The sequence below is a fragment of the Sporosarcina sp. AD_1 genome (genome assembly GCF_057373025.1).
The window spans coordinates 302,550-326,020 of sequence record NZ_JBPVIR010000003.1 but is presented as its reverse complement, the minus strand read 5'-3'; the positions used below and the strand labels follow the sequence as shown (position 1 = coordinate 326,020).

The 23,471-nt window shown below is 46.4% G+C and carries 28 protein-coding genes; 19 read left to right on the top strand and 9 right to left on the bottom strand.

Annotated features, from left to right (window positions below; translation table 11 throughout):
• Nucleotides 1-6: 6 nt before the first annotated feature.
• The 5 genes from phnC (at nt 7) to ACSW3C_RS07855 (ending at nt 5,464) form a co-directional block, all read left to right on the top strand.
• Nucleotides 7-813, top strand: a complete 807-nt coding sequence (gene phnC, locus ACSW3C_RS07875) for a phosphonate ABC transporter ATP-binding protein (protein ID WP_486561886.1) — start codon at nt 7-9, stop codon at nt 811-813.
• Nucleotides 813-1,601: a phosphonate ABC transporter, permease protein PhnE gene (gene phnE, locus ACSW3C_RS07870; RefSeq protein WP_486561884.1), complete on the top strand. Its 789-nt coding sequence runs from the start codon at nt 813-815 to the stop codon at nt 1,599-1,601. The genes phnC and phnE (ACSW3C_RS07870) overlap by 1 nt, the downstream gene beginning before the upstream one ends.
• Entirely contained in the window at nt 1,598-2,389 is a 792-nt protein-coding gene (phnE, locus tag ACSW3C_RS07865; RefSeq protein ID WP_486561882.1) for a phosphonate ABC transporter, permease protein PhnE, read from the top strand. The genes phnE (ACSW3C_RS07870) and phnE (ACSW3C_RS07865) overlap by 4 nt, the downstream gene beginning before the upstream one ends.
• A 4-nt stretch (nt 2,390-2,393) precedes the next feature.
• The gene (locus tag ACSW3C_RS07860) at nt 2,394-3,977 is read left to right on the top strand and encodes a bifunctional metallophosphatase/5'-nucleotidase (protein WP_486561880.1); all 1,584 of its coding nucleotides are present in this window, start codon (nt 2,394-2,396) and stop codon (nt 3,975-3,977) included.
• A 632-nt stretch (nt 3,978-4,609) separates the two neighbouring features.
• The gene (locus ACSW3C_RS07855; RefSeq protein ID WP_486561878.1) at nt 4,610-5,464 is read left to right on the top strand and encodes a phosphate/phosphite/phosphonate ABC transporter substrate-binding protein; all 855 of its coding nucleotides are present in this window, start codon (nt 4,610-4,612) and stop codon (nt 5,462-5,464) included.
• Nucleotides 5,465-5,534: 70 nt separating this feature from the next.
• On the opposite strand, the gene ACSW3C_RS07850 is transcribed toward ACSW3C_RS07855, so the two are convergent.
• Nucleotides 5,535-5,687 carry a hypothetical protein gene (locus ACSW3C_RS07850; protein ID WP_486561877.1) on the bottom strand — a complete coding sequence of 51 codons (153 nt, stop codon included), beginning with the start codon at nt 5,685-5,687 and terminating at the stop codon, nt 5,535-5,537.
• 124 nt (nt 5,688-5,811) lie between these two features.
• Here ACSW3C_RS07850 and ACSW3C_RS07845 point away from each other — a divergent pair, with 124 nt between their 5' ends.
• The 9 genes from ACSW3C_RS07845 (at nt 5,812) to ACSW3C_RS07805 (ending at nt 13,146) form a co-directional block, all read left to right on the top strand.
• Nucleotides 5,812-6,243, top strand: coding sequence for a hypothetical protein (locus ACSW3C_RS07845; protein WP_486561875.1), 432 nt, complete (start codon nt 5,812-5,814; stop codon nt 6,241-6,243).
• Between the two features lie 143 nt (nt 6,244-6,386).
• On the top strand, nt 6,387-6,746 hold the full coding sequence (locus ACSW3C_RS07840) for a hypothetical protein (RefSeq protein ID WP_486561874.1): 360 nt from the start codon (nt 6,387-6,389) through the stop codon (nt 6,744-6,746).
• 130 nt (nt 6,747-6,876) lie between these two features.
• Nucleotides 6,877-8,055, top strand: a complete 1,179-nt coding sequence (locus tag ACSW3C_RS07835; protein ID WP_486562113.1) for an NAD(P)/FAD-dependent oxidoreductase — start codon at nt 6,877-6,879, stop codon at nt 8,053-8,055.
• Between the two features lie 17 nt (nt 8,056-8,072).
• Nucleotides 8,073-8,939: an RNA polymerase sigma-70 factor gene (locus ACSW3C_RS07830; protein WP_486561873.1), complete on the top strand. Its 867-nt coding sequence runs from the start codon at nt 8,073-8,075 to the stop codon at nt 8,937-8,939.
• A gap of 153 nt (nt 8,940-9,092) precedes the next feature.
• Nucleotides 9,093-10,268 carry a hypothetical protein gene (locus ACSW3C_RS07825; RefSeq protein ID WP_486561871.1) on the top strand — a complete coding sequence of 392 codons (1,176 nt, stop codon included), beginning with the start codon at nt 9,093-9,095 and terminating at the stop codon, nt 10,266-10,268.
• A gap of 31 nt (nt 10,269-10,299) precedes the next feature.
• A complete protein-coding gene (locus ACSW3C_RS07820; protein WP_486561870.1) occupies nt 10,300-11,070 on the top strand; it encodes a tyrosine-protein phosphatase in 771 nt (256 codons plus the stop codon).
• 141 nt (nt 11,071-11,211) lie between these two features.
• On the top strand, nt 11,212-12,126 hold the full coding sequence (locus ACSW3C_RS07815; protein ID WP_486561868.1) for a helix-turn-helix domain-containing protein: 915 nt from the start codon (nt 11,212-11,214) through the stop codon (nt 12,124-12,126).
• A 231-nt stretch (nt 12,127-12,357) separates the two neighbouring features.
• Nucleotides 12,358-12,447, top strand: coding sequence for a putative holin-like toxin (locus ACSW3C_RS07810; protein ID WP_238080376.1), 90 nt, complete (start codon nt 12,358-12,360; stop codon nt 12,445-12,447).
• A gap of 477 nt (nt 12,448-12,924) precedes the next feature.
• The gene (locus ACSW3C_RS07805) at nt 12,925-13,146 is read left to right on the top strand and encodes a hypothetical protein (RefSeq protein WP_486561867.1); all 222 of its coding nucleotides are present in this window, start codon (nt 12,925-12,927) and stop codon (nt 13,144-13,146) included.
• A gap of 51 nt (nt 13,147-13,197) precedes the next feature.
• Here the strand turns inward: ACSW3C_RS07805 and ACSW3C_RS07800 are convergent, their stop codons facing one another.
• The 4 genes from ACSW3C_RS07800 to ACSW3C_RS07785 all read right to left on the bottom strand — a co-directional run bounded on the left by ACSW3C_RS07800 (nt 13,198) and on the right by ACSW3C_RS07785 (nt 16,446).
• A complete protein-coding gene (locus ACSW3C_RS07800) occupies nt 13,198-14,106 on the bottom strand; it encodes an NAD(P)/FAD-dependent oxidoreductase (RefSeq protein ID WP_486561866.1) in 909 nt (302 codons plus the stop codon).
• A gap of 58 nt (nt 14,107-14,164) precedes the next feature.
• Nucleotides 14,165-14,563: a GNAT family N-acetyltransferase gene (locus ACSW3C_RS07795; RefSeq protein ID WP_486561864.1), complete on the bottom strand. Its 399-nt coding sequence runs from the start codon at nt 14,561-14,563 to the stop codon at nt 14,165-14,167.
• A gap of 143 nt (nt 14,564-14,706) precedes the next feature.
• The gene (locus ACSW3C_RS07790; RefSeq protein WP_486561863.1) at nt 14,707-15,429 is read right to left on the bottom strand and encodes a toast rack family protein; all 723 of its coding nucleotides are present in this window, start codon (nt 15,427-15,429) and stop codon (nt 14,707-14,709) included.
• Nucleotides 15,430-15,561: 132 nt separating this feature from the next.
• A complete protein-coding gene (locus ACSW3C_RS07785) occupies nt 15,562-16,446 on the bottom strand; it encodes a hypothetical protein (RefSeq protein ID WP_486561861.1) in 885 nt (294 codons plus the stop codon).
• Nucleotides 16,447-16,726: 280 nt separating this feature from the next.
• Between ACSW3C_RS07785 and ACSW3C_RS07780 the strand changes: the two genes are divergently transcribed.
• Nucleotides 16,727-17,188, top strand: coding sequence for a GNAT family N-acetyltransferase (locus ACSW3C_RS07780; RefSeq protein ID WP_486561859.1), 462 nt, complete (start codon nt 16,727-16,729; stop codon nt 17,186-17,188).
• A 56-nt stretch (nt 17,189-17,244) separates the two neighbouring features.
• On the opposite strand, the gene ACSW3C_RS07775 is transcribed toward ACSW3C_RS07780, so the two are convergent.
• Nucleotides 17,245-17,481, bottom strand: coding sequence for a YkuS family protein (locus tag ACSW3C_RS07775; protein WP_238080370.1), 237 nt, complete (start codon nt 17,479-17,481; stop codon nt 17,245-17,247).
• A gap of 134 nt (nt 17,482-17,615) precedes the next feature.
• Between ACSW3C_RS07775 and ACSW3C_RS07770 the strand changes: the two genes are divergently transcribed.
• On the top strand, nt 17,616-19,079 hold the full coding sequence (locus ACSW3C_RS07770) for a protein adenylyltransferase SelO (protein ID WP_486561857.1): 1,464 nt from the start codon (nt 17,616-17,618) through the stop codon (nt 19,077-19,079).
• 142 nt (nt 19,080-19,221) lie between these two features.
• Here the strand turns inward: ACSW3C_RS07770 and ACSW3C_RS07765 are convergent, their stop codons facing one another.
• Nucleotides 19,222-19,671, bottom strand: coding sequence for an ImmA/IrrE family metallo-endopeptidase (locus ACSW3C_RS07765; RefSeq protein WP_486561855.1), 450 nt, complete (start codon nt 19,669-19,671; stop codon nt 19,222-19,224).
• Nucleotides 19,672-19,680: 9 nt separating this feature from the next.
• A complete protein-coding gene (locus ACSW3C_RS07760) occupies nt 19,681-20,013 on the bottom strand; it encodes a helix-turn-helix domain-containing protein (RefSeq protein ID WP_486561854.1) in 333 nt (110 codons plus the stop codon).
• Nucleotides 20,014-20,189: 176 nt separating this feature from the next.
• On the opposite strand from ACSW3C_RS07760, the gene ACSW3C_RS07755 reads away from it, so the two are divergent.
• The 3 genes from ACSW3C_RS07755 to ACSW3C_RS07745 all read left to right on the top strand — a co-directional run bounded on the left by ACSW3C_RS07755 (nt 20,190) and on the right by ACSW3C_RS07745 (nt 21,992).
• Nucleotides 20,190-20,606, top strand: coding sequence for a DNA-binding response regulator (locus ACSW3C_RS07755; RefSeq protein ID WP_486561853.1), 417 nt, complete (start codon nt 20,190-20,192; stop codon nt 20,604-20,606).
• A gap of 239 nt (nt 20,607-20,845) precedes the next feature.
• Nucleotides 20,846-21,046, top strand: coding sequence for a BhlA/UviB family holin-like peptide (locus ACSW3C_RS07750; RefSeq protein WP_238080365.1), 201 nt, complete (start codon nt 20,846-20,848; stop codon nt 21,044-21,046).
• Between the two features lie 142 nt (nt 21,047-21,188).
• Nucleotides 21,189-21,992, top strand: coding sequence for an N-acetylmuramoyl-L-alanine amidase (locus ACSW3C_RS07745; protein WP_486561852.1), 804 nt, complete (start codon nt 21,189-21,191; stop codon nt 21,990-21,992).
• Nucleotides 21,993-22,112: 120 nt separating this feature from the next.
• Here ACSW3C_RS07745 and ACSW3C_RS07740 read toward each other — a convergent pair whose 3' ends face one another.
• Nucleotides 22,113-23,375, bottom strand: a complete 1,263-nt coding sequence (locus tag ACSW3C_RS07740) for a hypothetical protein (protein ID WP_486561850.1) — start codon at nt 23,373-23,375, stop codon at nt 22,113-22,115.
• Nucleotides 23,376-23,471 lie beyond the last annotated feature (96 nt).

The window sequence follows — 23,471 nt, the reverse complement described above, 5'->3', positions numbered from 1 at the left end:
CAAAGGATGGCAACTACACAAGCAACTGCAGAACAGCGGCCAGTTATTCAATTGGTCAATGTAAATAAAACATACCCGAACGGCGTTCAGGGTCTTAAAGACCTGAACCTTTCCATCGGGCAAGGTGAATTCGTTATCGTTATCGGATTGTCCGGGGCGGGGAAAAGTACGATGCTGCGCTCTATCAACCGGCTGAATGAGATTACGAGCGGAGACATCATTATCGATGGTCAATCCATCACGCGGGCGAAAGGAAAATCGCTCCGTGAGATTCGCCGAAACATCGGCATGATTTTCCAAAGCTTCAACCTCGTGAAACGGTCCTCTGTTTTACGAAATGTCCTGACAGGGCGCGTCGCCTATCATTCAACACTTAACATGATTCTCGGCATCTTCCCGAAAAAGGATAAGGAAATCGCTTATGAGGCTTTGAAGCGTGTCAACTTGGCAGAAAAAGTCTATACACGGGCCGACCAGCTTTCAGGCGGTCAGCAGCAGCGTGTTTCCATTGCACGGGCATTAGCACAGGAACCGAAAATCATTTTGGCAGACGAACCGGTCGCTTCGCTCGATCCGATTACGACGGAACGGGTAATGGATGACTTGCTACGCATCAACCGGGATTTAGGCATTACGGTTCTCGTGAATCTTCACTCTATCGAACTTGCCCGGAAATACGGTGACCGAATCATCGGTTTACGCGGCGGCGAGCTGGTCTTTGACGGACCAACAGCTGAAGCGACTGACAGCACATTACGCGCTATTTACGGGGAAGCGATTCTCGAAGAAGAGGACAATAAGGGGGAAGCATGATGATACCGAATCAGACAACCCTTCCAAAAAAGCCAGGAAAAATTAAGTTTTTTACAACACTGGCCATGCTGTTAATTATCATAATAACAAGTGCTATTATTACCGACGTTGATTTTTGGCAGTTGTTTATGAACGTAGGCCAGGCAGGTTACATATTAGATCAAATGAGCCGACCGGACTGGTCCTATGTCAGTATTGTGCTGAGCCCTTTGGTTGAAACAATTCGGATGGCCATTTTAGGTACGGCATTTGGGGCACTCCTCGCCTTTCCATTTTCGCTTTATGTGGCGCGGAATATGGATTCCAACAAAGCCATCAGCAGCGTTTTGCGTTTCTTGATGAACATTATCCGGACCATTCCGGAATTGCTGCTTGCAGCAGTTTTCGTTGCCGTCTTCGGCATCGGGCCGTTTGCGGGGATTATCGCCCTGGCCATCTTCTCTTTCGGTATGGTGTCAAAACTATTTTTCGAATCCATCGAAACGATTGACGAAGGCCCGATTGAAGCGCTTAAATCCAGTGGTGCCAACCGTCTCGAAATTATGCGGTATGGTGTCATTCCGCAAGTTATCAGCTATTACTGGAATTATGTTTTATTTGCATTTGAAATCAACATCCGGGCATCCGCCGTCCTTGGATATATCGGTGCGGGCGGTATCGGTATTTTCCTTCAACGCGCATTGAGCCAAGTCCGCTACGATCGCGTAGCTGTCATTATCCTAATCATTTTCGTTGTCGTGCTGGCAATTGATTATGTGAGTAATAAAGTGAGGGAAAAGCTGCTATGACATTACCAAAACCGCCAAAAGGAAATCGGGCAAAAACTATTATTACGATACTCGTCGTTCTTGCGATTTTCGTATGGGCTTTCGCGGGAATTTCATTCAACGGCATTAAAGCAACTGCCTGGCAGACGGTCCAATCAATCGTGGAAGGCTTCACGCACCCGGATTGGGGCTATGTCTGGACCGGGGAAGGAGAAGACTTGGTTTCCCTCCTTGTGGAAACGTTGGCGATTGCCATTCTCGGTACGATCATGTCCAGCCTCCTGAGTATTCCATTCGGCTTCTGGGCTGCGCGTTCAAGAGGGCAGAAGAAAATCGTGTCTTCATCAGGTAAGTTTGTTTCGTCTGCCATTCGAACATTTCCGGACATTATTTTAGCCCTCATGTTCATTAAAATGGTCGGTCCCGGTTCATTCGCAGGAATTCTTGCGCTAGGTGTCGGGGCGATCGGGATGCTGGCCAAGTTCTATAGTGAGTCGATCGAGGCGATGGATAACGGACCTTCTGAATCCGTCGTGGCAGCAGGTGGGAATAAGGCGAACGTGTTGTTCTTCGCAACATTGCCGCAGCTAGTTCCTGAATTCTTATCCTACACGCTATACCGTTTTGAAATTGCGGTCCGTTATGCGACAATCCTTGGATTGGTCGGTGCAGGCGGAATCGGAACACCCCTTATTTTTGCGCTGAATGCACGTGCTTGGGATCGGGTCGGAATCATTTTACTCGGCATTATCGTCATGGTCACAGTCATTGATATCATTTCAGGTAAATTGCGCCAGAGATTAGTATAGGAGGATGGCAATGAACAACTCATTGGAAATTGTCCTGCTGGAAACAAGCGATATACACGGAAACATTTTCCCTCTCAACTATGGGAGCAATCAACCCGAACAGGTCGGTCTCGCTAAAATTGCCACGCTCATTAAGCGGGAACGGGACGCACATGAAAATGTGTTACTGATCGATAACGGAGATTTAATTCAAGGAACTCCGCTCGCCTATCATGCGATCAAAATGGCGGGCGATCGTCCAAACCCGCTCATCCAAGCGGCCAATGCACTTGGATATAATGCGGCGGTGTTTGGAAATCACGAATTTAATTATGGAACAGAAGTGCTGAAGCACATTGTAAAACAAGCGGACTTTCCATGGCTGTCCGCCAATCTGCTGAATGAAGAGACGGGAGAGCCTTATTTCGGCCAGCCGTACACAATTCAAACAGTAGGTGGCGTGAAAGTGGGTGTTCTCGGCTTGACCACACCCTACATACCGAATTGGGAAGAACCCGCACATATCGCCGGCATCGATTTTGCGGATCCTGTGGAAACGGCGAAAAAGTGGGTGGCTCACCTTCGTGAGGAAGAAGGAGTCGACTTGCTGATCGTCTCGTACCACGGTGGTTTCGAACGTGATCCCGAAACAGGGGAGCCGACGGAAATCTTGACGGGAGAAAACCAAGGCTACGAGCTTTGCATGGAAGTGAACGGGATCGATGTGTTCTTGACCGGCCATCAGCACAGGCAGCTGGCAGGCAAAATGATCAACGGCGTACTCATAGTACAGCCGGGCCATATGGGACAGACGCTCGGCAAAGTGACAATCCTATTGGAGAGCCGAGAAGGCAGCTGGACAGTCGTCCACAAAACGAGCGAATTGCTATCGGTTGATGGAGTGGAGGCGGACGATTCCATTCTATCGCTTGCCTCCACATACGAGGAGGCTACCCAGCAATGGCTCGACACGCCAATTGGCCATATAAAGGGCGACATGGTCATTCGGGACGCCATGCAGACAAGGTTGCAGGACAATCCACTAGTCGAGTTCATCAACCGCGTCCAAATGGAAGCAGCCAACGTGGCCATTTCCAATACAGCGATCTTCAGCAACCAATCACCCGGCCTGCCGGAACATGTGACGATGCGCGATATTGTGGCCAATTACATTTACCCGAACACGCTCAAAGTCCTCCGCATTAGCGGACAAGACATGAAGGACGCCCTGGAGAGGTCTGCTGCGTACTTCAAACAATATGATGGCGGGCTGGTTGAAGTAAGCCCCTCCTTCCTTGAACCTAAACCGCAGCACTACAACTACGACATGTGGGAAGGCATCAACTACACCATCAACATCTCAAAGCCGGTTGGAGAACGGATCGTCCAGCTCGAACACGCTGGCAAACCTGTCGACATGAACGGCGAATACGACGTCGTCATGAACAATTACCGGGCAGGCGGAGGCGGCGACTACCTCATGTACCAAAACAAACCCGTCATCCAGGAAGTGGCCATCGACGTCTCCGAATTGCTGGCCAATTACTTTTTAAAGCATAAAACCGTTACAGCTACATGTGATCATAACTGGAAAGTCATACATGACTGATAGATGCAAAACCGCCACTTTTCGAAAGTGGCGGTTTTTTGGTAGAGGAAGAATTTCGTAAGGGAAGGGAATGAAGATTTTTAGATGAACGCCAGAAACATCGTGCGAACGCCAATAACTCGATTTGAACGCCAATAAGACAAGGTGAACGCCAATAACTCGACCTTTTACAGGATGCCCCGATAAAACGGTTGAGTGCCAAATCTTCCTTTAGCTTACTCAGTTAAGGAGGTAGCATCCAGTTTACAAGTGATAAATCATAGGAGGATATCTAAAGCCAAGTGAGGTAAGCCGTGGAAGAAAAGGAGAATACCCGGTGTTATCCTCGCTCCAAGCAATGATGTATATGATTTGTCCAGTTAAAATCCCGAGAGTCGGTGGTAATCCTCTGCAAGTCGGTGGTAAACGTCCTAGAAACGGTGGTAACGCTCTCCAAGTCGGTGGTAAACCCCTTCAAGTCGGTGGTAAACTACCTCAAGCGGATCTATTATCCATCCTACCCCACACTGACTAAAGCTCAACGCTCCTATAAACCCCTTTCCCATTTAGTAACACATAATTCATAACACTCCGTGTCGTTCCATGGCAATGTGCACATACTAGGAGGACTACATAGTGGATGGAGGATGACCATGAGACAAATTATGATCAGTTGTCTGGCGGCGGTGATGCTGCTTTTCTTGGCGGCGTGCGGGTTTATCAAAACGGTTCATGATCAGTCGAGTACTCCGCCGTATGAGCCGGAAACGCTGCACATTCAATTTGTGTCGGCCGAGAAGGATGGAGAACAGGTGAATGCGCTTGCGGATCTGCTGGCAAAGGAGTTGGGCATTCCTGTTGAGCTGAAGCTTACATCTGATTATGAAAAAGCGGGCAAAGACATTCGTTCGAAGAAATCGGATCTAGTAATGATGCAGCCAGCTGATTATGTCGAAGCGAATGAGTCGAGAGAGGCGATCGTTCTGTTGCAGCCACAGCGATCCACTGGTGATCCGAAAGAGAAGGTGACCTCTGTAAAGGGGAGGATTTTATTCACTAAAACAAGCGGTATTAGTTCACTTAAAGATCTTGCTGGAAAAACAATTGCTATGCAGGAGGGCAAGGCTGTTGTCCAGCTAGGAGATTTGGCTAAAGCGGGAATTGATGTTCAGAAGGAACTAACTTTTTTGTATGTTACGAGTGATGTGGAAGGTATCAAGGCAGTGAAAAACGGGAAAGCGGATGCATACATTGCTGTGGAGACCACATCTGCGAAGGGTCTGGACCAACTGGAAACCGAGAATCGAGTTCCAAATGATGCGATCGCTGTTCGTTCTGATATGACGGATGAATGGCAGGATTCCATCCGGCAGGCATTTCTTTCGTTGGATAAATCAAAACAAGGCCGTCAGCTTATCCGGACACTCTTTGGCCATGCTGGCTACGTCCCAGCCGATGAGAGCGATTTTGACATTATCCGGCAGTCGCAAGAACTCGTGGAAAGATAAGTAGTGGTTTCGGATGGACCAATTCGGAACCAATTTGAAACCCAAGCAAAAAGGGCCGCCTTCGCAGCCCTTAGCCTTCAAACATATTTGTCTTTCCGTCATTCGCATTTTCATATGCAACGAGCGTCACTCCAAGTTCCTTCTCCATCGCATCAAGCGCTTTCAGCTGGACGTCTGTCAGCTCCGCAAGCGGCGTCTCCTCCGGCATCCAATTCTCTTTCATCCGTAGCACACCCTTTCTGAAGTAGTAATAGCATGGACGGACTAGGCCAGGTTATTCAATAGGAAAGGAAACCAATATATGGAATGGTGCGTCTATAATAAAACCAAGTAGAGGAGTGGTCCGCATGGGAATTACAAGGAAATTGTCCGCAGGAATCGCATTCATTCTCGGCAGTTTCGTTGGATTCGTCACATTCGTGCTTCAGACAGTTATGCTTTCGGACATCGCCGTTACATTCACGGCAACAGAAGCGCTCATAATCCATGTTCTGTACTTTGTGTCGACGCTCTTGCTAATGGGGGGTGTACTTTTAATTCCGAGCCGGGAGGGATACGGAGTGGCACTCTTGCTTTTTACCGCAGTTTTCTTGTTTACCATTCAGGTCTTTGATCGCCGTATGCTGCAAGCCAGTTATGATCCGGCTCTCCTGCAGATACAAATAGCGCCTGTTTTGCATGTAGGGCTGGTCATCCTGTTCACGCTGTTTCTCTTAGTCCTTCAATGGGTCAGACAGCGATTAAACGATCATAAGCGGAAGGCCAAAATTTTCGTCTAAAAAGATCCCTGCTAGGTACGAAGGGAAAACCACAAGGTCTTCACAACCTGCTCCAAAGCCCCTTCCCAATCACCTGAATTATTGGTATATTTATGGTGTAAAGTATGGTCATTCCATATTGGGGAAGTGGAGGAGGGGTTGGCGTGCATCTAGAGAAAATAATGCATATGATTCAAGGGTGTTTGGAGCATTCAGATTTGGTTTCGGCAAGGCGGTTGATTGAAGAAAATATGGGGGAACTGCAGGAGAACCGGCATATCCTGAACCGGAATGTCCGCGAGCTGGTGGATGTACTGGCATCAATGATGGAAATGGGATTTCGTCCGTTAAATCGCCAGGAGATGAATCAAATTCATCACATTAATATGTATGCGTCTACGTTTAATGTCCGCGGCCTGAAATTATCGGTGGCAGAAAATCCAGAGGTGCTCTTGCGGGAGGATATCCATCATTATTTAAATGCCGATGCGAAGGTGTTACTGGAAGGCATGTCGGCGATTTAATTGTAATAAAAAAGTGAGTATGGCTGGTTCCTATGCAAAGGAGCTGGCATTTTTCATTTATAGGTGTCACAAAACAGCTTCCTATCTCGTTATATGGTAAACGAGACAAGGAGTGATCCACGTGACGATAATGACTTGTGTAGTGGTAGGCGGTGGATATGCAGGTATTCATGCCGTTACATCCATTCGAAAGTATGTCGGTACTAAATCGACTAAACAGACGCTTAGACTTATATTGATTGATAAGAACCCATATCATTTACGAAAGGTTTTATTATTCAGGCCGGCGGTTGGCGAAGAGGAAATCACGATTCCACTGAAAAAATTGTTTCCGGAAGGCGTTGAAATTGTTCAAGCCACAGTAACAAACATTGAGGCAGAAGATAAAAGAATTCATTTTCAAGACAATTTGAGTAAGGAGTATTGTCTGGATTATGATATCCTCGTCCTTGCTGTAGGGAGCAGTATACGCAAACCGGATCCAGCCCAAGGGGGTATTGCGTTAAGCGATATAGAGTCCGCAAGGGAGATTCAAAAGAAGTGGCGAGACAATCTTTATAAGGCGAAGAGTGAACAAGACATAGCGTTACGGAGTGAACTTTTGACAATTGCAGTGGCTGGCGCCGGTATTAGTGGCATGGAAACATCGGCTGAACTGGCGCATTACATTCGTAGCGATGCAAAAACAATAGGAATCGATCCAAGTGATGTGAAGATCGTTCTTTTGAATTCTCATAAACGACTTTTTGAAGAAGGTCCAGCTAAAGTGGGAAGAGCATTGGAACAAGCGCTTGTACAAAGAGGTGTTACAGTTAAGCACGAGAGTAAGGTGTTAAAGGAAGAGGGAGGAATAGTCACGCTTTCAACCGGTGAAACGCTTTCGATTGGCCTATGTATCTGGACCCTGGGCCTCTTGCCTAATCCGTTTGTAAGAAATTTAGGAATCCCTTTCACGAATGAAGGAGGCGTGATCGTCGATTCATGCTATCGGGCGAAGGGACTTCAAGACGTGTATTGTATTGGAGATTGTGCCCTAATAATTGATCCGGCTAGCGGGAAGCCGGATGGTAAGACATGCAAGGAAGCTTCAGCTCAAGCAGCTAGACTTGGGCGAATTATATTGGCAGATAGGAAAGGTGGGCGTGCACCTTCACACAAAAGTCATATGGAGTTCTTCTGTATTGCCCTTGGTCCAGAACGAGGTATTGTGTGGCTTCGAAGATGGGGGCTGAACATGACGATATCAGGGAAATTAGGCTGGTTCATTAGAAAGTGGACCTGGGACATGGCAAGTTTAATTAAATATTAGACAGGTAGTGGGCATGAATGGAGCGAGAAAAAATTGAAGAATATTATGTTCAGTATAAGAGGCTCCTCTTTACGTTAGCTTACCAACTAACCGGCTCTGCTGCCGATGCGGAGGATGTTGTGCAGGATGTTTTCATGAAATTACATGACATCGAACTTGATCGAATTGTTGAACCGAGGGCCTACCTTTGTAAAATGGCAACGAACCGGTGTCTGGATGTCTTAAGAACGGCTCGTAGAAAGCGGGAGCAGTATGTTGGTCAATGGTTGCCGGAACCTATTCTAACTTTCAATAATGAACTGGTTGAATCCGTTATACAAAAAGAATTATTATCCTATGCAATGCTCGTGTTGCTGGAGAAACTAACTCCTGCGGAACGGGCTGCATTCGTGCTTTATGAAGCTCTATCCTTTAAATATTCCGTAATCGCCAATATTATCGGAAAAAGTGAAGCGAATTGCCGTAAGCTTGTCAGTCGGGCGAGAGGAAAGATAGGCATGAGTATCAAAGCTCCACTCCATGAAGCCGAGACGGAAGGAAAATGGATTGAAGGGTTTCTAACGGCTCTTGAACAAGGCGATTTGAATCAAGTTATTTCTATATTAGCGGAAGATGTCACATTAATTTCTGATGGGGGCGGAAAGGCATTTGCAGCTATTCATCCGATTCATTCGAGTAATCATGTCGCCCGCTTCCTATTAGGAATCGCGAAAAACATGACACCAGGAGATAGTGCGGTGGATATTACAGAAATAAATGGTCAAACTGGACTTGTTTATCGTACGGGAAATAAAGTCGATACTGTGGCATTAATGCAAGTTCACCAGGGCACCGTTCGTAACTTGTATTTCATTAGAAACCCAGAGAAATTGAGATATATATAAGTCTTGCAAAACATGTCGGTGATTTGATTGCAATAAATAAAGTGAGGATGGCTGGTTCCGATGTGAGGAGCTGGCATTTTTTTATATTATGGAAACTCTTTAATTGGTGAACCGTATAGTTTATATCATTATCTATCAAATGGGGGTCGTTATATGGTTCCAGCAATGTTCCAATCTATCAGCACTTATGATTTATCCCGATATTGGCCGGATTTTCAACTGGTGGCGTATGCCATCTATGATGGTGAATCGGTGTGTTTATTCAACCATCCAACGTACCCAGAGGCCTCTTTTATTTGTCTTCCTTGGAGTGAGGCGTTTGTAGGGAATACACTTATTCTTTTTCAAGGCCATCCTACGGCTATCGTTCAAAAGGACAGCTGCCCGGATGAGGCGAGTTTATTTGCCGTGTTGATTCATGAATTGTTCCATGGCCATCAGTATCTCATGGGCGAGTCTCGTTTCCCTGATGAAATTAAAGGGATCACCTATCCGCTCCTCGCAGATAATGAATCGAGGCGTAATCGTGAGCGGTTGCACTTATATCATGCTGTCATGGAGGCGGACCAAATAGTGAGGGATGAGCATCTTCGCCAATTCATTCTTCAACGTGAAGCCAGGGCAGCCAGTATGGGGGATTTCATTGCATACGAGTTGTTGACAGAGACCGTGGAAGGTCCGGCCTGGTATGTAGAGTTAAAGGTGTTTGCCAATCAGAGTGGTATGACGTTAACAGATGCGATCCTTCAATACGGGGAAGCTTTGCTCGATCAAGAGGAGTCTGTCCGTCATCTTCGGCGCAGCTGTTATAGTTCCGGTATGTTCATCTGCTTATTGCTGGATCGGCTTTGTGCGGATTGGAAAAAACAATTCCAGGAAACAGATCAATCGCTTTATTCGTTTTTCCTGCAGTTTGTCGATGTGGAGGAAAGCAACTTGGATGCCGTCCCAGTTACGGAGGAGACTGTGAATATCCTCGAAAGAGTCCAAACGGAAAGGGCTGCGGCATTTGCAACAGTGGAACAGGAGGCACCTGTTGTTGTGACTATTAACGGAACAATTCGGGTAACGGGCATTGATCCGATGAATATTACCGGTGGTGAACAAATGGCATTGCATCGGAATTTTTTGCGTGTGCTGATCAAGGAACAGGAATATCTGATTCAACATCCGGTCATTGCAAAGTATACAAACCATTTATTTGATTGCCGACAACTGAAGATCATGTTGAACGAGCCGCCGGAAATTGTTGAACAAGGTATCCTTATAAAAGACGTGGGAGAATTGGCCGGGCAGTTTGATGAGAGTTCTTTCACTTTATCAATTTAATGACTAACAAAACAAAGTTCGGGGGAATATGTTGAATCAATTTGAGAAAGCAGCAAACTTTAGAGACATTGGAGGGTATCAAACGATGGATGGCTCAAGAATGAAAACGGGGGTTTTATTTCGCTCTGGAGCACTATCGAAATTAACAAAGAATGATATTAAACAGTTCGAGCAACTAGACATTAAGCTAGTTTGTGATTTGCGCACAGAAGATGAATACAAGGCTAAGCCAGCGAAACTATCGGAAAACACCACTGTAAATATTGTAAACGTTCCGCTTCACCAATACGAAACCCAAGACGGGAATCGAATGAAGCTTTTGCGTTTTCTCTTTGGAAAGCAGGGAGAAGCAGAATTTGATGAATTTATTAGAGAGTATTATTACAGAATTGCCTTTGAACGGACTTCGCAAGTAAATGAAATACTGAATTTGATTGCGGAAGAAAAGAACTTGCCAGCAGTCATTTATTGTACAGCGGGAAAAGTTCGAACGGGTATCATCTCAGCGATTATTCAGTTGTTGGTCGGTGTTCCGTATGAAAAAGTGGAAGAGAATTATCTCCTTACGAATCAGTTTTATGCACATCGGCTAGAAAAAATGAGTCGTATCATGGGCTGGTTGAGCCTCTTCCGTGTTTCACCGGAAAGAGTGAAATATATTATGGAAGCGAAGCCGGAGCATCTGAATGAGGTCTACGAAGGCATCTCAAAGGAATACCGTTCCATTGAGGAATACTTGAGCAAAGCATGCCAAATCGATAAGCAGGTTGTAGAAAAACTGAAAATGCAATTGCTCAAGTGAAGGAAGATGATATGCGGTTTTATCTTCGTTCAACCGTCAGTAGAATTCCGTTTCAACCAGCCGTTGATAGGCTCCTTACAAGGGATATGATACGCTCAATACAACAGTGCGCGCTGAAAAGAAATCGAGGAGATGGTTGGCATGTTGGATGCAATTCAGATCGGAAGTTATATTTCAAAGTTGCGGAAAGTGCAGGATTGGACGCAGGTGGAGCTGGCGGATCGACTGCATGTGAGTCATCAGGCAGTGTCCAAATGGGAACGTGGGGATTCGTTGCCTGATATTATGATGCTGCCTCAACTGGCAGATGTGTTTGATACATCCGTCGACGATTTGATGAATGCAGGGGATATGAATCGGTATGGAAGTAATATGGGACGGATGGTGACTGGCTTTTCCCAAAACCGCCGGGAAGAGGTGGCTGAGATGATCAATGCTGCGGAAGTAGACGTGAACGGATTAATTGAAGTGGCGCCGTTATTGAAGGCGAGTGAGCTTGCGGATGTGGCGGAGCGTGTCGATCCGAAATTGTTTGATATGGAGATGATCAAGAGGCTTGCGCCTTTTGTGGAAACGGAACTTTTGGATAAGCTCGTGTTGCAGGCAGGGGAGCAGTCGTTTGATTGGAAATTAGTTTCTTCGCTTGCCCCATTTGTCAGTCGGCAGGTGTTGGATCAAATTGTAGAGCAGACTTCTTTTGATCGACTGGATGGCGAGCAGCTATCCCGCCTCGCGCCGTTTTTATCCAAAGAACGGATGGACCGGCTGGTGGAGCAGGCGCTGGAAGGGGAATTGGAATGGAAAGTTGTAGTGCGCTTGGCTCCATTCATTAGCAAGGACATGCTGGGCCGCTTGGTGGATGAAGTAGGATCTGGCAAGTTTAGCGATCGGGATATTATACAGCTTGCGCCTTTTTTAGGGCGGGAAAACTTGACGCGGCTTGTGAATGAAAAAGGGCTTGCCTTCCTGGATCCTGATACGATTGCTCGTCTCGCTCCGTTTATTGATAAAAAAACGTTAAGCGAATGGATTGCCGGTTTGATGGCTCGTCAATAAAATTGTTCGTAGGATAATAAAAGGGCGGGTTTTCCTAATTATGGAGATCCCGCTTTTTTATTTATTCATAAAGAAAGAATACGCTTGATTTTCTGTAGGGTTTTTGAAAAAACAGGAGAAATAGACCGGATGGCACTTTAGATGCGAACGTATGTGTGGTAAAATAGAAGAGTAATGGCAAGGTGACTCAAGGGTGGTTGGCCATCTCTATTCCCTCGTGGAAAGGGGGTGGTGCGTTTGACAGTATTTGAAGCGCTAATGCTTGTCTTCACGTTCGCGACGTTACTCATTGCAATGCTGTCTTTTCATAACAACAAATAACCCATCCTTGAGTTGAGCGCTCGGATGGGTTACAGTCCTATCTTTGCCGATCCCCCTGCGGGAACCAGCTATTACACGGGCCGTTCAATGTGCAGCCATTGGACGGTCTCTTTTCAATGTATCCGTTATCTATCTATAGTATAACGATTTCAGCTGGATTGTTCAAGTTGGTTTTATGCCTTCATGCCTAAGACGATAGAATATTCCGCCTCTTCCTCTCGTATATTCAAATAAGAGAAACTGGGGGGATGAGGAGAATGAAACGAGCGTTTTTGTTTGGTGCAACAATTTTCATTGGGACGATATTGGGAATTGTCGTGACAGTTTTTATGGAAAATGGTTTTTAGAGTGTGGAGCTGCCTGGCAAGAGGCGGCTCCTTTTTCGTTTAATCGCCCGCTATTTTTTCTTTTTCTCCTGTGCACATACCCCTTGTCCTCGTGCGTTGGCTGCGTATGGTAAAGTGAGGGGAAATCGAGATGTTCGGTAAGGTTCAACTGGCGGGAGGTGAGTCGGACATGTTGTTTTTTGAAGATGAGATTCAAAAGGTGAGAAAGAAGGTGGGTCCTTCGGGAATGCGTGAAATGACAGCGCAGGACCCGCGCATGAATGGCCAGCTGCGAAAGCATTGGGTGGCGGTGGAGCAAGAGCGTAAAGAGCGGGATGCTCGGATGAGGCGTCTGCTGCAAAGACCTGAATAATAGGAAAAGCAGGTCCACTGATGAATGGGTGTGGACCTGCTTCGAGTGAACTTATTCCCCGTCGAAGAGTGCATTGGTTAAATCGCCGTTGATGCCGATGGCCGCTGCACTCCCTGTCCCGGCCGCGATGATGAGCTGGGCGGGAACGATGTGTGTGGTATCTCCGGCCGCATAGACGTTCCAGACGTTTGTTCTGCCGTATCTATCCGTCTGGATGCCGCCAAACTCATTAAGCTCACAACCGAGCTCTTTTGCAAAAGAATGGGGAAGGCTCCAAACCGGTGTGACAAATCCACCAGACCGGTCGATTAGCGTTCCATCCTCCAGCCGGACACTTCGAAGCTGTCCGTTTTCTCCTTCTAATCCTGAAATCATATCCTCATAAACCTTAATCCCTTTGGCGAGCAGCCGGTTGCGCTCCTCCAACTCCAACCGGCCTTCTCCATTCGTAAAGACTGCCAGATCCTCGCTCCAAATGTAGGCTTCTTTTGCTAGTTTATAGACATTTTTGTCCGCGATGACAGCGAGCGGCTTGTCACGTAATTCCCATCCGTCACAATAGGGGCAGCTGAAGAGGCTCGTGCCGTAAAATTGCTCGATGTCAGGAATGTTCGGCTGTTCATCTTTCAATCCTGTTGCCAGCAGTATTTTAGTGCTGGAAAATGTATAACCTCCCGAGGTGGTAATGGAAAATTCATTTTTAGATAGCCGGGTTATCGAGACGGCTGTTTCGTTTTTAAATTCCACAGTCGGATACTGTGCTATTTCGGCATGGGCCAGCTTTCTGAATTCCGCAGGCTTGATGCCATCCCGTGTCATGAATCCGTGAGCTTCCCGGGTCACCCTGTTTCTTGCTTTGTCATCGTCAAGCAGCAGGACGTGTCGCCTGGCCCTGCCGAGGACGAGTGCGGCATTCAAGCCGGCTGGCCCGCCGCCGATAATGGTGCAATCGTATTTCATAGTATGGGAACACCCTTTTTATTTGCAGTTTACCCTGACATTCCTGTATTTAGCGTAGTCACCGTGAAAATACATACATCGGCGTGCTCGTTTGTTCGGATTCAAATCCGAGGCTTTCGTAAAAACCGACAGCTTTTGGATAAGAGACGAGCACTTTCGTATGCATCTCCTCATATCGATCGAGCATCATATTCATAATCGTTTTACCGATCCCGCTTCCCTGATAGGCCGGGTCCGTCAATACATAGTGGAAATAGACTGCCATGGAATCATCAGATAGCGCGTTCGCCAGACCGACAAGTTTATCGCCGTCCCAGGCGGTCGCCACCGAATGAGAGTTCATAATGGCCTGGTATAGATCTTCTGGATAGGAAGCAGATTCCCACTCAACAGAATGAAAAAGCCGTTCAATGCCCTTTTTCGTCAAGCCCGCTTTCTCAAATGTGTATGTAATCAATTCACCTATTCCTCCTTTCTAATGAGAGCAGCATTTGCTCCCTCTCTTTCTATAACCTACTTTCCTCAGAGATAACCGTTAAACATACATTCAAGTTGTTCGACAATAAAAAACCCTCTTTCTTAAAAAGAAAGAGGGAGAAATTAGTCTATCAGTTTGATCTTTACATCCCCGACACCGATATCTAATGAAATATCGAGGAAGACGTCCGATTGGTCATATGCTTCATTGACATAGATCCGGTTGCCTTGGGAAATGAAACCATCCATGCTCACTGTGCCGATGCCCTTGCTGACGGACAATTTCACGCCCGTTTGTTTTGGCAATAGCAAGGTGACATCACCTACGCCCATGGCGATGCGCGTTTGAAAGCTTTTCGACCAGTCGCCGCTTAAATCGATCGTCGAATCACTCACGCCGCTGTCGATTTTGAGATTGTTCAACTGTAATCCTTTTAAGTCCAGTGAAGTACTGGAGACCCCCATGTCGACATTTAAGTCGATCGGCACGTCGTCGGACAATTGTATATCCCAATCGCTTTTCATTTTATTCTTTAAGAACCCGATAGTCATGCGAGGCTGTTGTTTTATTTTCAGTATCCCGGTATCATTTTTCTTTTTGTACGAAATATCAGGGGCATACCGTTTCGCTGTATAATCAAATGTCCCTTCCATCCAGTCGTCGGCACCGCCTGAAATATACAGATCTCCAACACCGAAGTCAATATCGACATTCAATGCGCTGGCATTGTCCTTCTTGATGGTCTGCTCCTTGCTAAGTGAATTTGCGAAAATACGATCATATCCATACATGCCGAGTATGAGCAAAAACCCCCCGATCAGTCCGAACCACAATACTTTTTTCATTTTCCCATTCTCCTTTTCGCTCGTGAACTTCTTTGTATTCATCATACGTTGAAATCTTTGCAATTCCTACTAGACGCCGGTTTGATTTTATATCGGTCTCGAGTCTGATAGATGAAGGGAATGGGTGATCACTTATTTTTGGGTGAGGACAAAATTGATCCGCACAAGGAGATTGTTCGTTTCGCTGCGCAGTTCTTTATATATTTTTTCAAATTCTTCTTTGTTTTCGTCGGGATTTTCAAATTTGCCGATTTTCTCCCATTTGTACTTCATATTGATCATGATGTCGTACATGGTCATGTCTGTAGCAGTTTGTGGGGCTGGAATCAAAACGGATGGCGAGCCCAGCTGGAAGAAATCTTGGCGAATGACGTTAAATGCCGGATGGTCGAATTCCTCATTTTCAATGATATAACCCAAGTCGTTTAAGGACGGGGCAGTCAAATAGACCATTTTCATAATGCCACGCTCCAAGTTTGTCGCCTGTTCCCACGTGCGGTATTCAGAAGCAGGCGTTCCCTTTAAGTCATCTGGTTGAACGGACAGGAACCAATTATAGATAATAGGAATCTCTTCTGGTGACACTTCGTATGCAGCGAATTCGGATATATCAATATAGGCATCTCCCAGATTGGTAATATTTCTAATGTTGTCGGAGTCGATTGCGCGCACTGGATAGTCATCTAACTCAAAACGAACGAGACCGCCATTCTTTTCGACCATCTCCATGTACTCTTGTATGGTATGCTCCTTTACCATATTCCCTTCTTCATTGTAGGGGGATGGAATGTCAATCGTTGGAATAGAAAAGTCAGTTTCGTCAAGGGTTTCTATTGTTTCTTTGGGCTCTGCTTCCTCGATGTCCGCCTCTTCCTCCGGTTTCTCTTCTGGTGCACTGCTTTGTTCAGTTTCCCGAGGTTCAGCCTTATCAGCCGCTCTATCTTCATCCTTTTCTTTTTCCGCAGAACATGCACTTACTATGCAAATTGACAAAAGTACCATCAAGATCTTTTTCATTCATCTGCCTCCAGTTTCATTGATACCGATAGTACGGAAAACAATGAGAGATAGATTCATATAAATGGCCAATTGATACTTTAGCTGTAGCGTGAACAGCATTGTCAGTTCTTTGGTCGCTTTGGCATAGATGCTACCATCTGCTTGAATTCAGCAGGAAATAGGTATGAGGACAGACAGAATGCGACATACTTTTTCGTAAGAACGGACTGGTTTCTAGTTGAAAATCATTCCGCCGTGTACGAATTGACTGGAGATACATGGAAAGGAAAGGGATAGAATGGTCGCTGATATTGGCATTCATGACGTAACAGTTCAAAACTATCGGGATATGCTTTGTTTACATGTGGCGCCTGCTCAGCTTCATTTCATCGAGACGCCACAGCAATGTCTCCGTGATGCGGAAATTTGGAAGGAGTACCGGCCGGTCGGATTATATGCGGACGGGCTGCTTGTCGGGTTTGCGATGTATGGATTTTTTCCTGGCGAAGCGGTAACGGGGCGATTATGGATCGATCGGGTGTTGATTGATGAGTCCCATCAAGGAAAAGGGCTTGGGACGTTATTTATGCGGGCGCTGATCGGGAAGCTTGCAGGGGAATATGGTAAGCAGCCCATCTATTTAAGTGTCTATCAGGAGAATACAGGTGCCGTTCATTTATATGAAAAGCTGGGATTTCAATTTATCGATGAGTTTGATGTAAATGGTGAGCAGATTATGAAGCTGGAAATGAACAGCTAGCAGAAAGACAAACAGACAGAATCCCGGCAGCTGCCTAAGATTCTGTCTGTTGTTTATTATTGAAGTAGATTCGCCTTTTCTTCGACAGCTTGGATGACTTCGTCGATGGACCTGCCTTTCATGGTGATGACAGGGAAGTTGAATTCATGCGTATTTCCTTCATTTAATGCCCGGACAATGCCGATATCATAACCGGTTACATCTTCGTCCGTGTTAAACATTTTCGCTTCATACCCTTTTGACTGAAGTGCGTTCATCACGTCTTCATACGGTTGCTCCACTGCAATTCGCATCTATCTGCACCCTCCTTTCTTCACACATCTATACAATTCCCCATATCGCCTGTTTTATGAATGAAACGAGGAAACAGCATACCTGATGTTTTCATGAGGAACGGGTATAGTAAAAGGAGAAAGAAGGGAAGACGATGGAAAAAAATAATACAATCGGTTGGCGGATGCAAAACAGTTATATTGCACTGCCTGAAGTGTTTTACGCAAAAACGGAACCGGAGCCGTCTCCCTCTCCGGAATTGATCGTTTTAAATTATCCGTTGGCGGTTTCTCTCGGTTTGAATGCAAGTGAATTGGAGGGGAAACAGGGCATTGATGAGCTGGCGGGGAACCGTTTGCCGGAAGGGGCGGAGCCGATTTCCCAGGCGTATGCGGGCCACCAATTCGGACATTTTACGATGCTTGGCGACGGCCGCGCTGTGTTATTAGGAGAGCACCTCACGCCGGATGGGAAACGGTTGGATATCCAGTTAAAAGGTTCCGGAAGAACGCCTTTTTCCCGCGGGGGTGATGGCCGTGCGGCGCTTGGGCCGATGCTGCGTGAATTTATCATCAGTGAGGCGATTCACGCTCTCGGCATTCCGACCACGCGCAGTTTAGCGGTTGTTGCGACAGGCGAGCCGGTCTACCGGGAAGAGACGCTGGAAGGAGCCATTCTGACCCGTATAGCTGCAAGCCATTTGCGTGTCGGCACGTTCCAATATGCAGCTGCTCGAAATGCGGTGGAAGACCTTCAGGTGCTTGCTAATTATGCGATTGAACGGCATTATCCGGAAGTCAAAGAAGCCCGGCATCCATATGTGGCTTTATTTGAAAAAGTGGTCGAGCGGCAGGCTGCATTAATTGCCAAGTGGCAGCTTGTCGGATTTATCCATGGGGTCATGAATACCGATAATATGACGATCAGCGGCGAAACGATCGATTATGGGCCGTGTGCGTTTATGGATATGTACGATCCTGCAACGGTGTTTAGTTCGATCGATCGGCAAGGGCGGTATGCTTACGGAAACCAGCCTGGCATCGGGGAGTGGAATTTGGCAAGATTAGCCGAAGCAATGCTGCCGTTATTTGATGATGAGATCGAGAATGCTATTCAAATCGCAGAAGGGAAGCTGTCCTCCTTCAGGGAGCTGTATCACGAACATTGGCTGCAGGGGATGAGGCGCAAGCTCGGTCTGTTTGCTGAAGAACCGCAGGATGCGGAGCTTGTTGAGGAATTGCTGGCCGTCATGAAAAACCAAGGAGCGGATTATACGAATACGTTCCGGGCGCTGACGCTGGATGACTGGTCGGGTATGCCCATGCGTGAGACGAATGCGTTCAAGGAATGGCATGCGAAATGGGAAGCACGGCGTGCGCGGCAATCCGAGACAAAGGTGGAGTCGGCTGAATTAATGCGGGATAGCAATCCTGCTGTCATTCCGCGGAATCACCGCGTGGAAGAAGCATTGGAAGCGGCTGTCGAGCGCGGTGATTTCACGGTCATGGACCGGCTCATGAACGCACTTGCAAAGCCGTATGCGTACACGGAGGAACAGGCGGAATATACAACTCCATCTGTCTCCAATGTTCCGTATCGGACCTATTGCGGAACATAACGAAGAGCGACCGTCACATCAGTGTGGCGGTCGTTTTCAAAAGGGCAGCTCCAAAAGGACGGATCAATAAATCCATCACCTGTAAACGCCGTAGGTATTATACCTACCCCATTCATGCCAGCCCGTTGTAAAGGGCAAACACTCATTGCTTTCGTACCGACAGAGGATCAAAATAAATATCGTAGCCGTTATGGTGGACGGATAAACCGAATCGCGCGTGGTAATGGGCAATGGACAGCTCCAAATACTCCGCTGTCACTTCGAGATGGGCACAAACTTCCTCAATGGAACGATAATTCAACTCATGGCATTCGATTAATTTATCGAGCGATACGATTTTCTCATAGCCCCATCTTCTCGCAAGCAGTTCCAATTTCCAATTCCGCAGAGAATGAAGGTTGGTAATATCCCCATACGTTGTTTCATAATGGCCCAGTTCCTCCGCCAAGATGCAGTGCTTCTCATAGTTGCTGCGCCGCTGGTCAATCAATATCATATTATCCATATAGAGGCCTGCCAGCCCAGTTGGCATGGTCTTTACCTCTTTGATCACGAGATGGGGATATTGGGCGATGAGGGATTCATAGGTCATGCAACCAGCTCACTTTCGTTGTGATTTAATAAATTGGATATACTTTTTAATTTCCTCCATCTCTTCATGCGTCAAATCATCGTCAATATGTGTCGCAATCGTTTCAATAGAATCCTTCTCAGGAACTTGCAAGCCTAGAAGGCCATCAATGGATACTTGAAAAGTTTCCGCAATCGCCTTCATCATCCTCGTTTTCGGCTCGATCGTCCCCGATTCCCACTTCGAAACCATTCCCTTCGTTATGGAGAGTCCTTGATGCTTATTAATGCGTTCCGCAAATTCCTCTTGTGATAATTTGTTATCCAACCGGATGTTTTTCAATGCGTGGCCCAAAGATTGCATATCTTTCCCTCCTACTTATTACTTCCAGTATAGTCTTTGGTTTCATTAATGACAACTTTTTATTAAAAAGTTATTGAAAGTGAAACGGAACATATGTTACCTTATGTAATAATATAGTTTCACTTTTGAAACAATCGGGGGATTTTGTTTCATTAATGAAACTAGAAGGGGTGAGTATGATGACATTTATGGAAATGGAACAAATGGTGAGGGATTATCACTGGATGATCAACAGCGTTAAGGTCATTCGGGAAGGAATGGGCGATATGGGGGGATTGACAGCGCAATATGGCGTAGAGGCGGCTATGCCAAAACGAAAAGGGGGGCACAGCGATCCGATTTATCGGGAAGCAACAAGGAGGGAACGCCGTTTGAAAAAAGTGTACGAGTATGAAAGGAAAATTGAACTTGTTCAAGAACGGATGGCGCTCATTAAGGACGACAGGGAATTAGAAGTCCTCCATTGGATGCTGGAGGGGAAAAGCCTTCGCTGGATCGGCCGTCATATGCAGCTATCCGATCGACATGTCGGTCGAATCAAAGACGCTGTCATCCAGCAGCTCATCCAGGAAGCGTCGGTTGTCGTGAAATGAATATGTGGGAGTAGTGCAACTAGAAGTTGTCGGAGAGTTGTTTCGAGGAGCAATTGTCCATTTCCTCCGGCGCGTTGCAAATGTCGCAGGTGCCGCATAGGTCGGGAATATGACGGGGAGGATTTTTTTCGGTTACAATGGGGACAAGCCAAAAAAGAGTAAGAGCAATCGGCTGCATAGTTGTTTTGAGGGAGCGTCCAAAAGGGGCGTTCTTTTTTATTTCAATAAGGAGGGATGGGATGGATGCCAAGGAACTGATTGGTTATTTTTTGACGCAGGGGCCATTTGCTGTGTTGTTCGTTTGGCTGTTTTGGTATCAGGTGAAAAGCAGTGAATCAAGGGAGCGTCGGTACCAGGAGCTGTTGAAAGCGCTGGCGGATAAATATGACGACATATCTAATGAAATACGTGAAGTAAAGGAGCGATTGCCACCCAAATAGGCATCGCTTTTTTTAGTACCTGAAAGGGGGTGGTGCGGAATGTGAGTAAAAGGAGGTGAGACCTCATGTAGAGAGACAAGTTGTTCGTTGCAAAGGTCATGGGAATCCAATAAAAAAATGAAAATTAGAGGAGGAAGTAAAAATGGTTAAAATTTATCTAGATCCAGGACATGGTGGAACAGACGGTGGCGCTTCGGCAAATGGATTAAAGGAGAAAGATGTGACACTCGCAATCGCGACTCGCGTACGAAATATTTTGGTGAATGAATATACGAATGCTACTGTTCGAATGAGCCGTACAGGAGATCAGACAGTCAGTTTGGCGCAACGGACAAATGATGCCAACGCATGGGGAGCGGATTTCTATTTGAGCATCCACATTAATGCGGGGGGAGGCACGGGCTATGAGGATTATATTCATAGCAATCTGTCCGATTCCTCTAGTACTGCTCAATTGCGTAACACCATTCATGCGGAAATCGTTAAATTGATTGATATGACGAACCGTGGCAAGAAGAAGGAAAACTTCCATGTCCTGCGTGAATCCAACATGCATGCGATGTTGACGGAAAATGGATTTATCGATAATGCTACGGATGCAGCGAAAATGAAAACGTCCGCTTGGTTGGACAAAGCGGCACGCGGCCATGCCAATGGACTGGCGAAAGCGCTTGGTCTTATCAAGTCAAGCACGCCACCGCCATCCGGCAGTGTAGTATATCGTGTTGTAACCGGTTCGTTCACATCCCGTGCGAATGCCGATCAACGTGTTGCGGAACTGAAAGCGAAAGGATTCGACAGCTTCATCGATATCTTTACGCAAAGCGGGGTTACGTATTATCGAGTCATCACGGGTTCCTTTGCAGATAAAGCCAATGCGGACAAGCAAGTGGCAGACCTGCAGCGGGCTGGTTTTGAAGCGTTTATCATTGCAGTGGAGCAATAAGAAATACAACTTGGCAACCTTGATGGGTGCCAAGCACTAAGGGAGGCCGTTTTTCCGCATGGCTGGACGGTCTCTATCATCTACTAAAGAGGCCGCTTCAATTAAGAAGCGGCCTCATTTTTATAAATCCTCGAGCGCAACAATTTCCCCGCTGACAGCATCTACTGCTGCATCTGAATCAATTAATCCACATAATACATATGTCTTGGAACGGAAATCATATACGTAGACCGGATCCATCGTTATATAAGGCACGAGCGTTTCGAAGGCGGTCTCATGATCAATTTTGGCTGGCTCTGCAGGCTTGAATGCGTCAAACATGTCTTGCAGCATGGGCCGGTTGTCCATTAGATTGACAACATTCATCGTTTCTCTGTCAATAAAGAGAACCAGCTTTGGACGCAAGAGATCGCTGGCTGTGCTTTCAGCAGCATGACAGAATGCATGGATGTATCGCTGCTCGGGCTGCAGCATCTTTAACTGCCATTTTCCGCTCTCTTCGGGATATTCCATGCGTAACGCTCTCAGAACGGTCGATTTACACTGTGCCAGCTGTTCGTCAGAGAGGCAATTGGTTTTATCCGGCGTTTCTTGGAAGGCTTTATTCACATCAACTGCCTGGGAAGGCGTTAAGGGGCTCCGGTCAATAGAGCCATTCAATGGTTCCGACCACTCCAATAATTCTCCTACCTGCACCGCCATTCGCTCATCTGTAAAAAATGGAAGACAGGCCGTGCCGTCAGCTGTAATGAACACTTCGTCCACCGTATACGCCGAAACGAACTTCCCTTTTATTTCGGAAGGAAATTCAAACAGTTTGACGTGCTCTTTAACAAGCGGCTCGATTTCTTCAAGTGACATTTGGAACTCTTGTTGAGCGATTGCATTCGGATCCGGCGCTTTTCCATATGTAGTAAAGGACAGCAGTCGTCCTTGGTCATCGCAATTTACTTCTGCCTGGAAGGAGGGGGATAAACGAATGCCGTTTACTTCTGCATGAAATGTGGCTCCTGTATTATAAGAATCCTGTACATAAAAGTCGCGGCCAAATTGTAAGCCGGTCATTCGTTCTACAAAGGATGCCATCTCCTCCACCGTTCTTGTCTCAAATGGCCGGTGGGTTGAATCAGATTGCTCCATTACAAAAATAATACTTTCGAAACGTTCTTCCTGAAGATGATAATCAATGACAGCGGTACCTTCAGGATTCTCATCTTCTTCTACTTCCCCTGCGGAAAACGGAAACCATTCCATAGAAAGCTGATAATAGGGTTCTCCTAGGACGTCCTGTTTTTGAACTATCGCATGGCGTCCCAAGCGATAGTTTTCAAGACCGAATTCAGCTTGTGCTCGATCTGCAATTGCTTGTATTCTGTTATCCATAAATCCTCCCGTAATCTTTTACTACTCACACTGTAGCATGCCGCTTGCAGCAGATTCAAAAAATAAATGAAAAACCCGGATGCGCATGTGACGCAT

Excerpts from the sequence above, each read along its gene's own strand:
- ACSW3C_RS07745 (WP_486561852.1), top strand. The coding sequence starts at position 21,189 with ATGGTTAAAATTTATCTAGATCCAGGACATGGTGGAACAGACGGTGGC.
- ACSW3C_RS07780 (WP_486561859.1), top strand. The coding sequence starts at position 16,727 with ATGGTCGCTGATATTGGCATTCATGACGTAACAGTTCAAAACTATCGG.
- phnE (WP_486561884.1), top strand. The coding sequence starts at position 813 with ATGATACCGAATCAGACAACCCTTCCAAAAAAGCCAGGAAAAATTAAG.
- ACSW3C_RS07770 (WP_486561857.1), top strand. The coding sequence starts at position 17,616 with ATGGAAAAAAATAATACAATCGGTTGGCGGATGCAAAACAGTTATATT.
- ACSW3C_RS07750 (WP_238080365.1), top strand. The coding sequence starts at position 20,846 with ATGGATGCCAAGGAACTGATTGGTTATTTTTTGACGCAGGGGCCATTT.
- ACSW3C_RS07790 (WP_486561863.1), bottom strand. The coding sequence starts at position 15,429 with ATGAAAAAAGTATTGTGGTTCGGACTGATCGGGGGGTTTTTGCTCATA.
- ACSW3C_RS07830 (WP_486561873.1), top strand. The coding sequence starts at position 8,073 with ATGGAGCGAGAAAAAATTGAAGAATATTATGTTCAGTATAAGAGGCTC.
- ACSW3C_RS07835 (WP_486562113.1), top strand. The coding sequence starts at position 6,877 with ATGACTTGTGTAGTGGTAGGCGGTGGATATGCAGGTATTCATGCCGTT.
- ACSW3C_RS07760 (WP_486561854.1), bottom strand. The coding sequence starts at position 20,013 with ATGCAATCTTTGGGCCACGCATTGAAAAACATCCGGTTGGATAACAAA.
- ACSW3C_RS07740 (WP_486561850.1), bottom strand. The coding sequence starts at position 23,375 with ATGGATAACAGAATACAAGCAATTGCAGATCGAGCACAAGCTGAATTC.
- ACSW3C_RS07850 (WP_486561877.1), bottom strand. The coding sequence starts at position 5,687 with ATGAAAGAGAATTGGATGCCGGAGGAGACGCCGCTTGCGGAGCTGACA.
- ACSW3C_RS07825 (WP_486561871.1), top strand. The coding sequence starts at position 9,093 with ATGGTTCCAGCAATGTTCCAATCTATCAGCACTTATGATTTATCCCGA.
- ACSW3C_RS07765 (WP_486561855.1), bottom strand. The coding sequence starts at position 19,671 with ATGACCTATGAATCCCTCATCGCCCAATATCCCCATCTCGTGATCAAA.
- ACSW3C_RS07845 (WP_486561875.1), top strand. The coding sequence starts at position 5,812 with ATGGGAATTACAAGGAAATTGTCCGCAGGAATCGCATTCATTCTCGGC.
- ACSW3C_RS07815 (WP_486561868.1), top strand. The coding sequence starts at position 11,212 with ATGTTGGATGCAATTCAGATCGGAAGTTATATTTCAAAGTTGCGGAAA.
- ACSW3C_RS07800 (WP_486561866.1), bottom strand. The coding sequence starts at position 14,106 with ATGAAATACGATTGCACCATTATCGGCGGCGGGCCAGCCGGCTTGAAT.
- ACSW3C_RS07855 (WP_486561878.1), top strand. The coding sequence starts at position 4,610 with ATGAGACAAATTATGATCAGTTGTCTGGCGGCGGTGATGCTGCTTTTC.
- phnC (WP_486561886.1), top strand. The coding sequence starts at position 7 with ATGGCAACTACACAAGCAACTGCAGAACAGCGGCCAGTTATTCAATTG.
- ACSW3C_RS07860 (WP_486561880.1), top strand. The coding sequence starts at position 2,394 with ATGGCAATGAACAACTCATTGGAAATTGTCCTGCTGGAAACAAGCGAT.
- ACSW3C_RS07805 (WP_486561867.1), top strand. The coding sequence starts at position 12,925 with ATGTTCGGTAAGGTTCAACTGGCGGGAGGTGAGTCGGACATGTTGTTT.
- ACSW3C_RS07755 (WP_486561853.1), top strand. The coding sequence starts at position 20,190 with ATGATGACATTTATGGAAATGGAACAAATGGTGAGGGATTATCACTGG.
- phnE (WP_486561882.1), top strand. The coding sequence starts at position 1,598 with ATGACATTACCAAAACCGCCAAAAGGAAATCGGGCAAAAACTATTATT.
- ACSW3C_RS07785 (WP_486561861.1), bottom strand. The coding sequence starts at position 16,446 with ATGAAAAAGATCTTGATGGTACTTTTGTCAATTTGCATAGTAAGTGCA.
- ACSW3C_RS07775 (WP_238080370.1), bottom strand. The coding sequence starts at position 17,481 with ATGCGAATTGCAGTGGAGCAACCGTATGAAGACGTGATGAACGCACTT.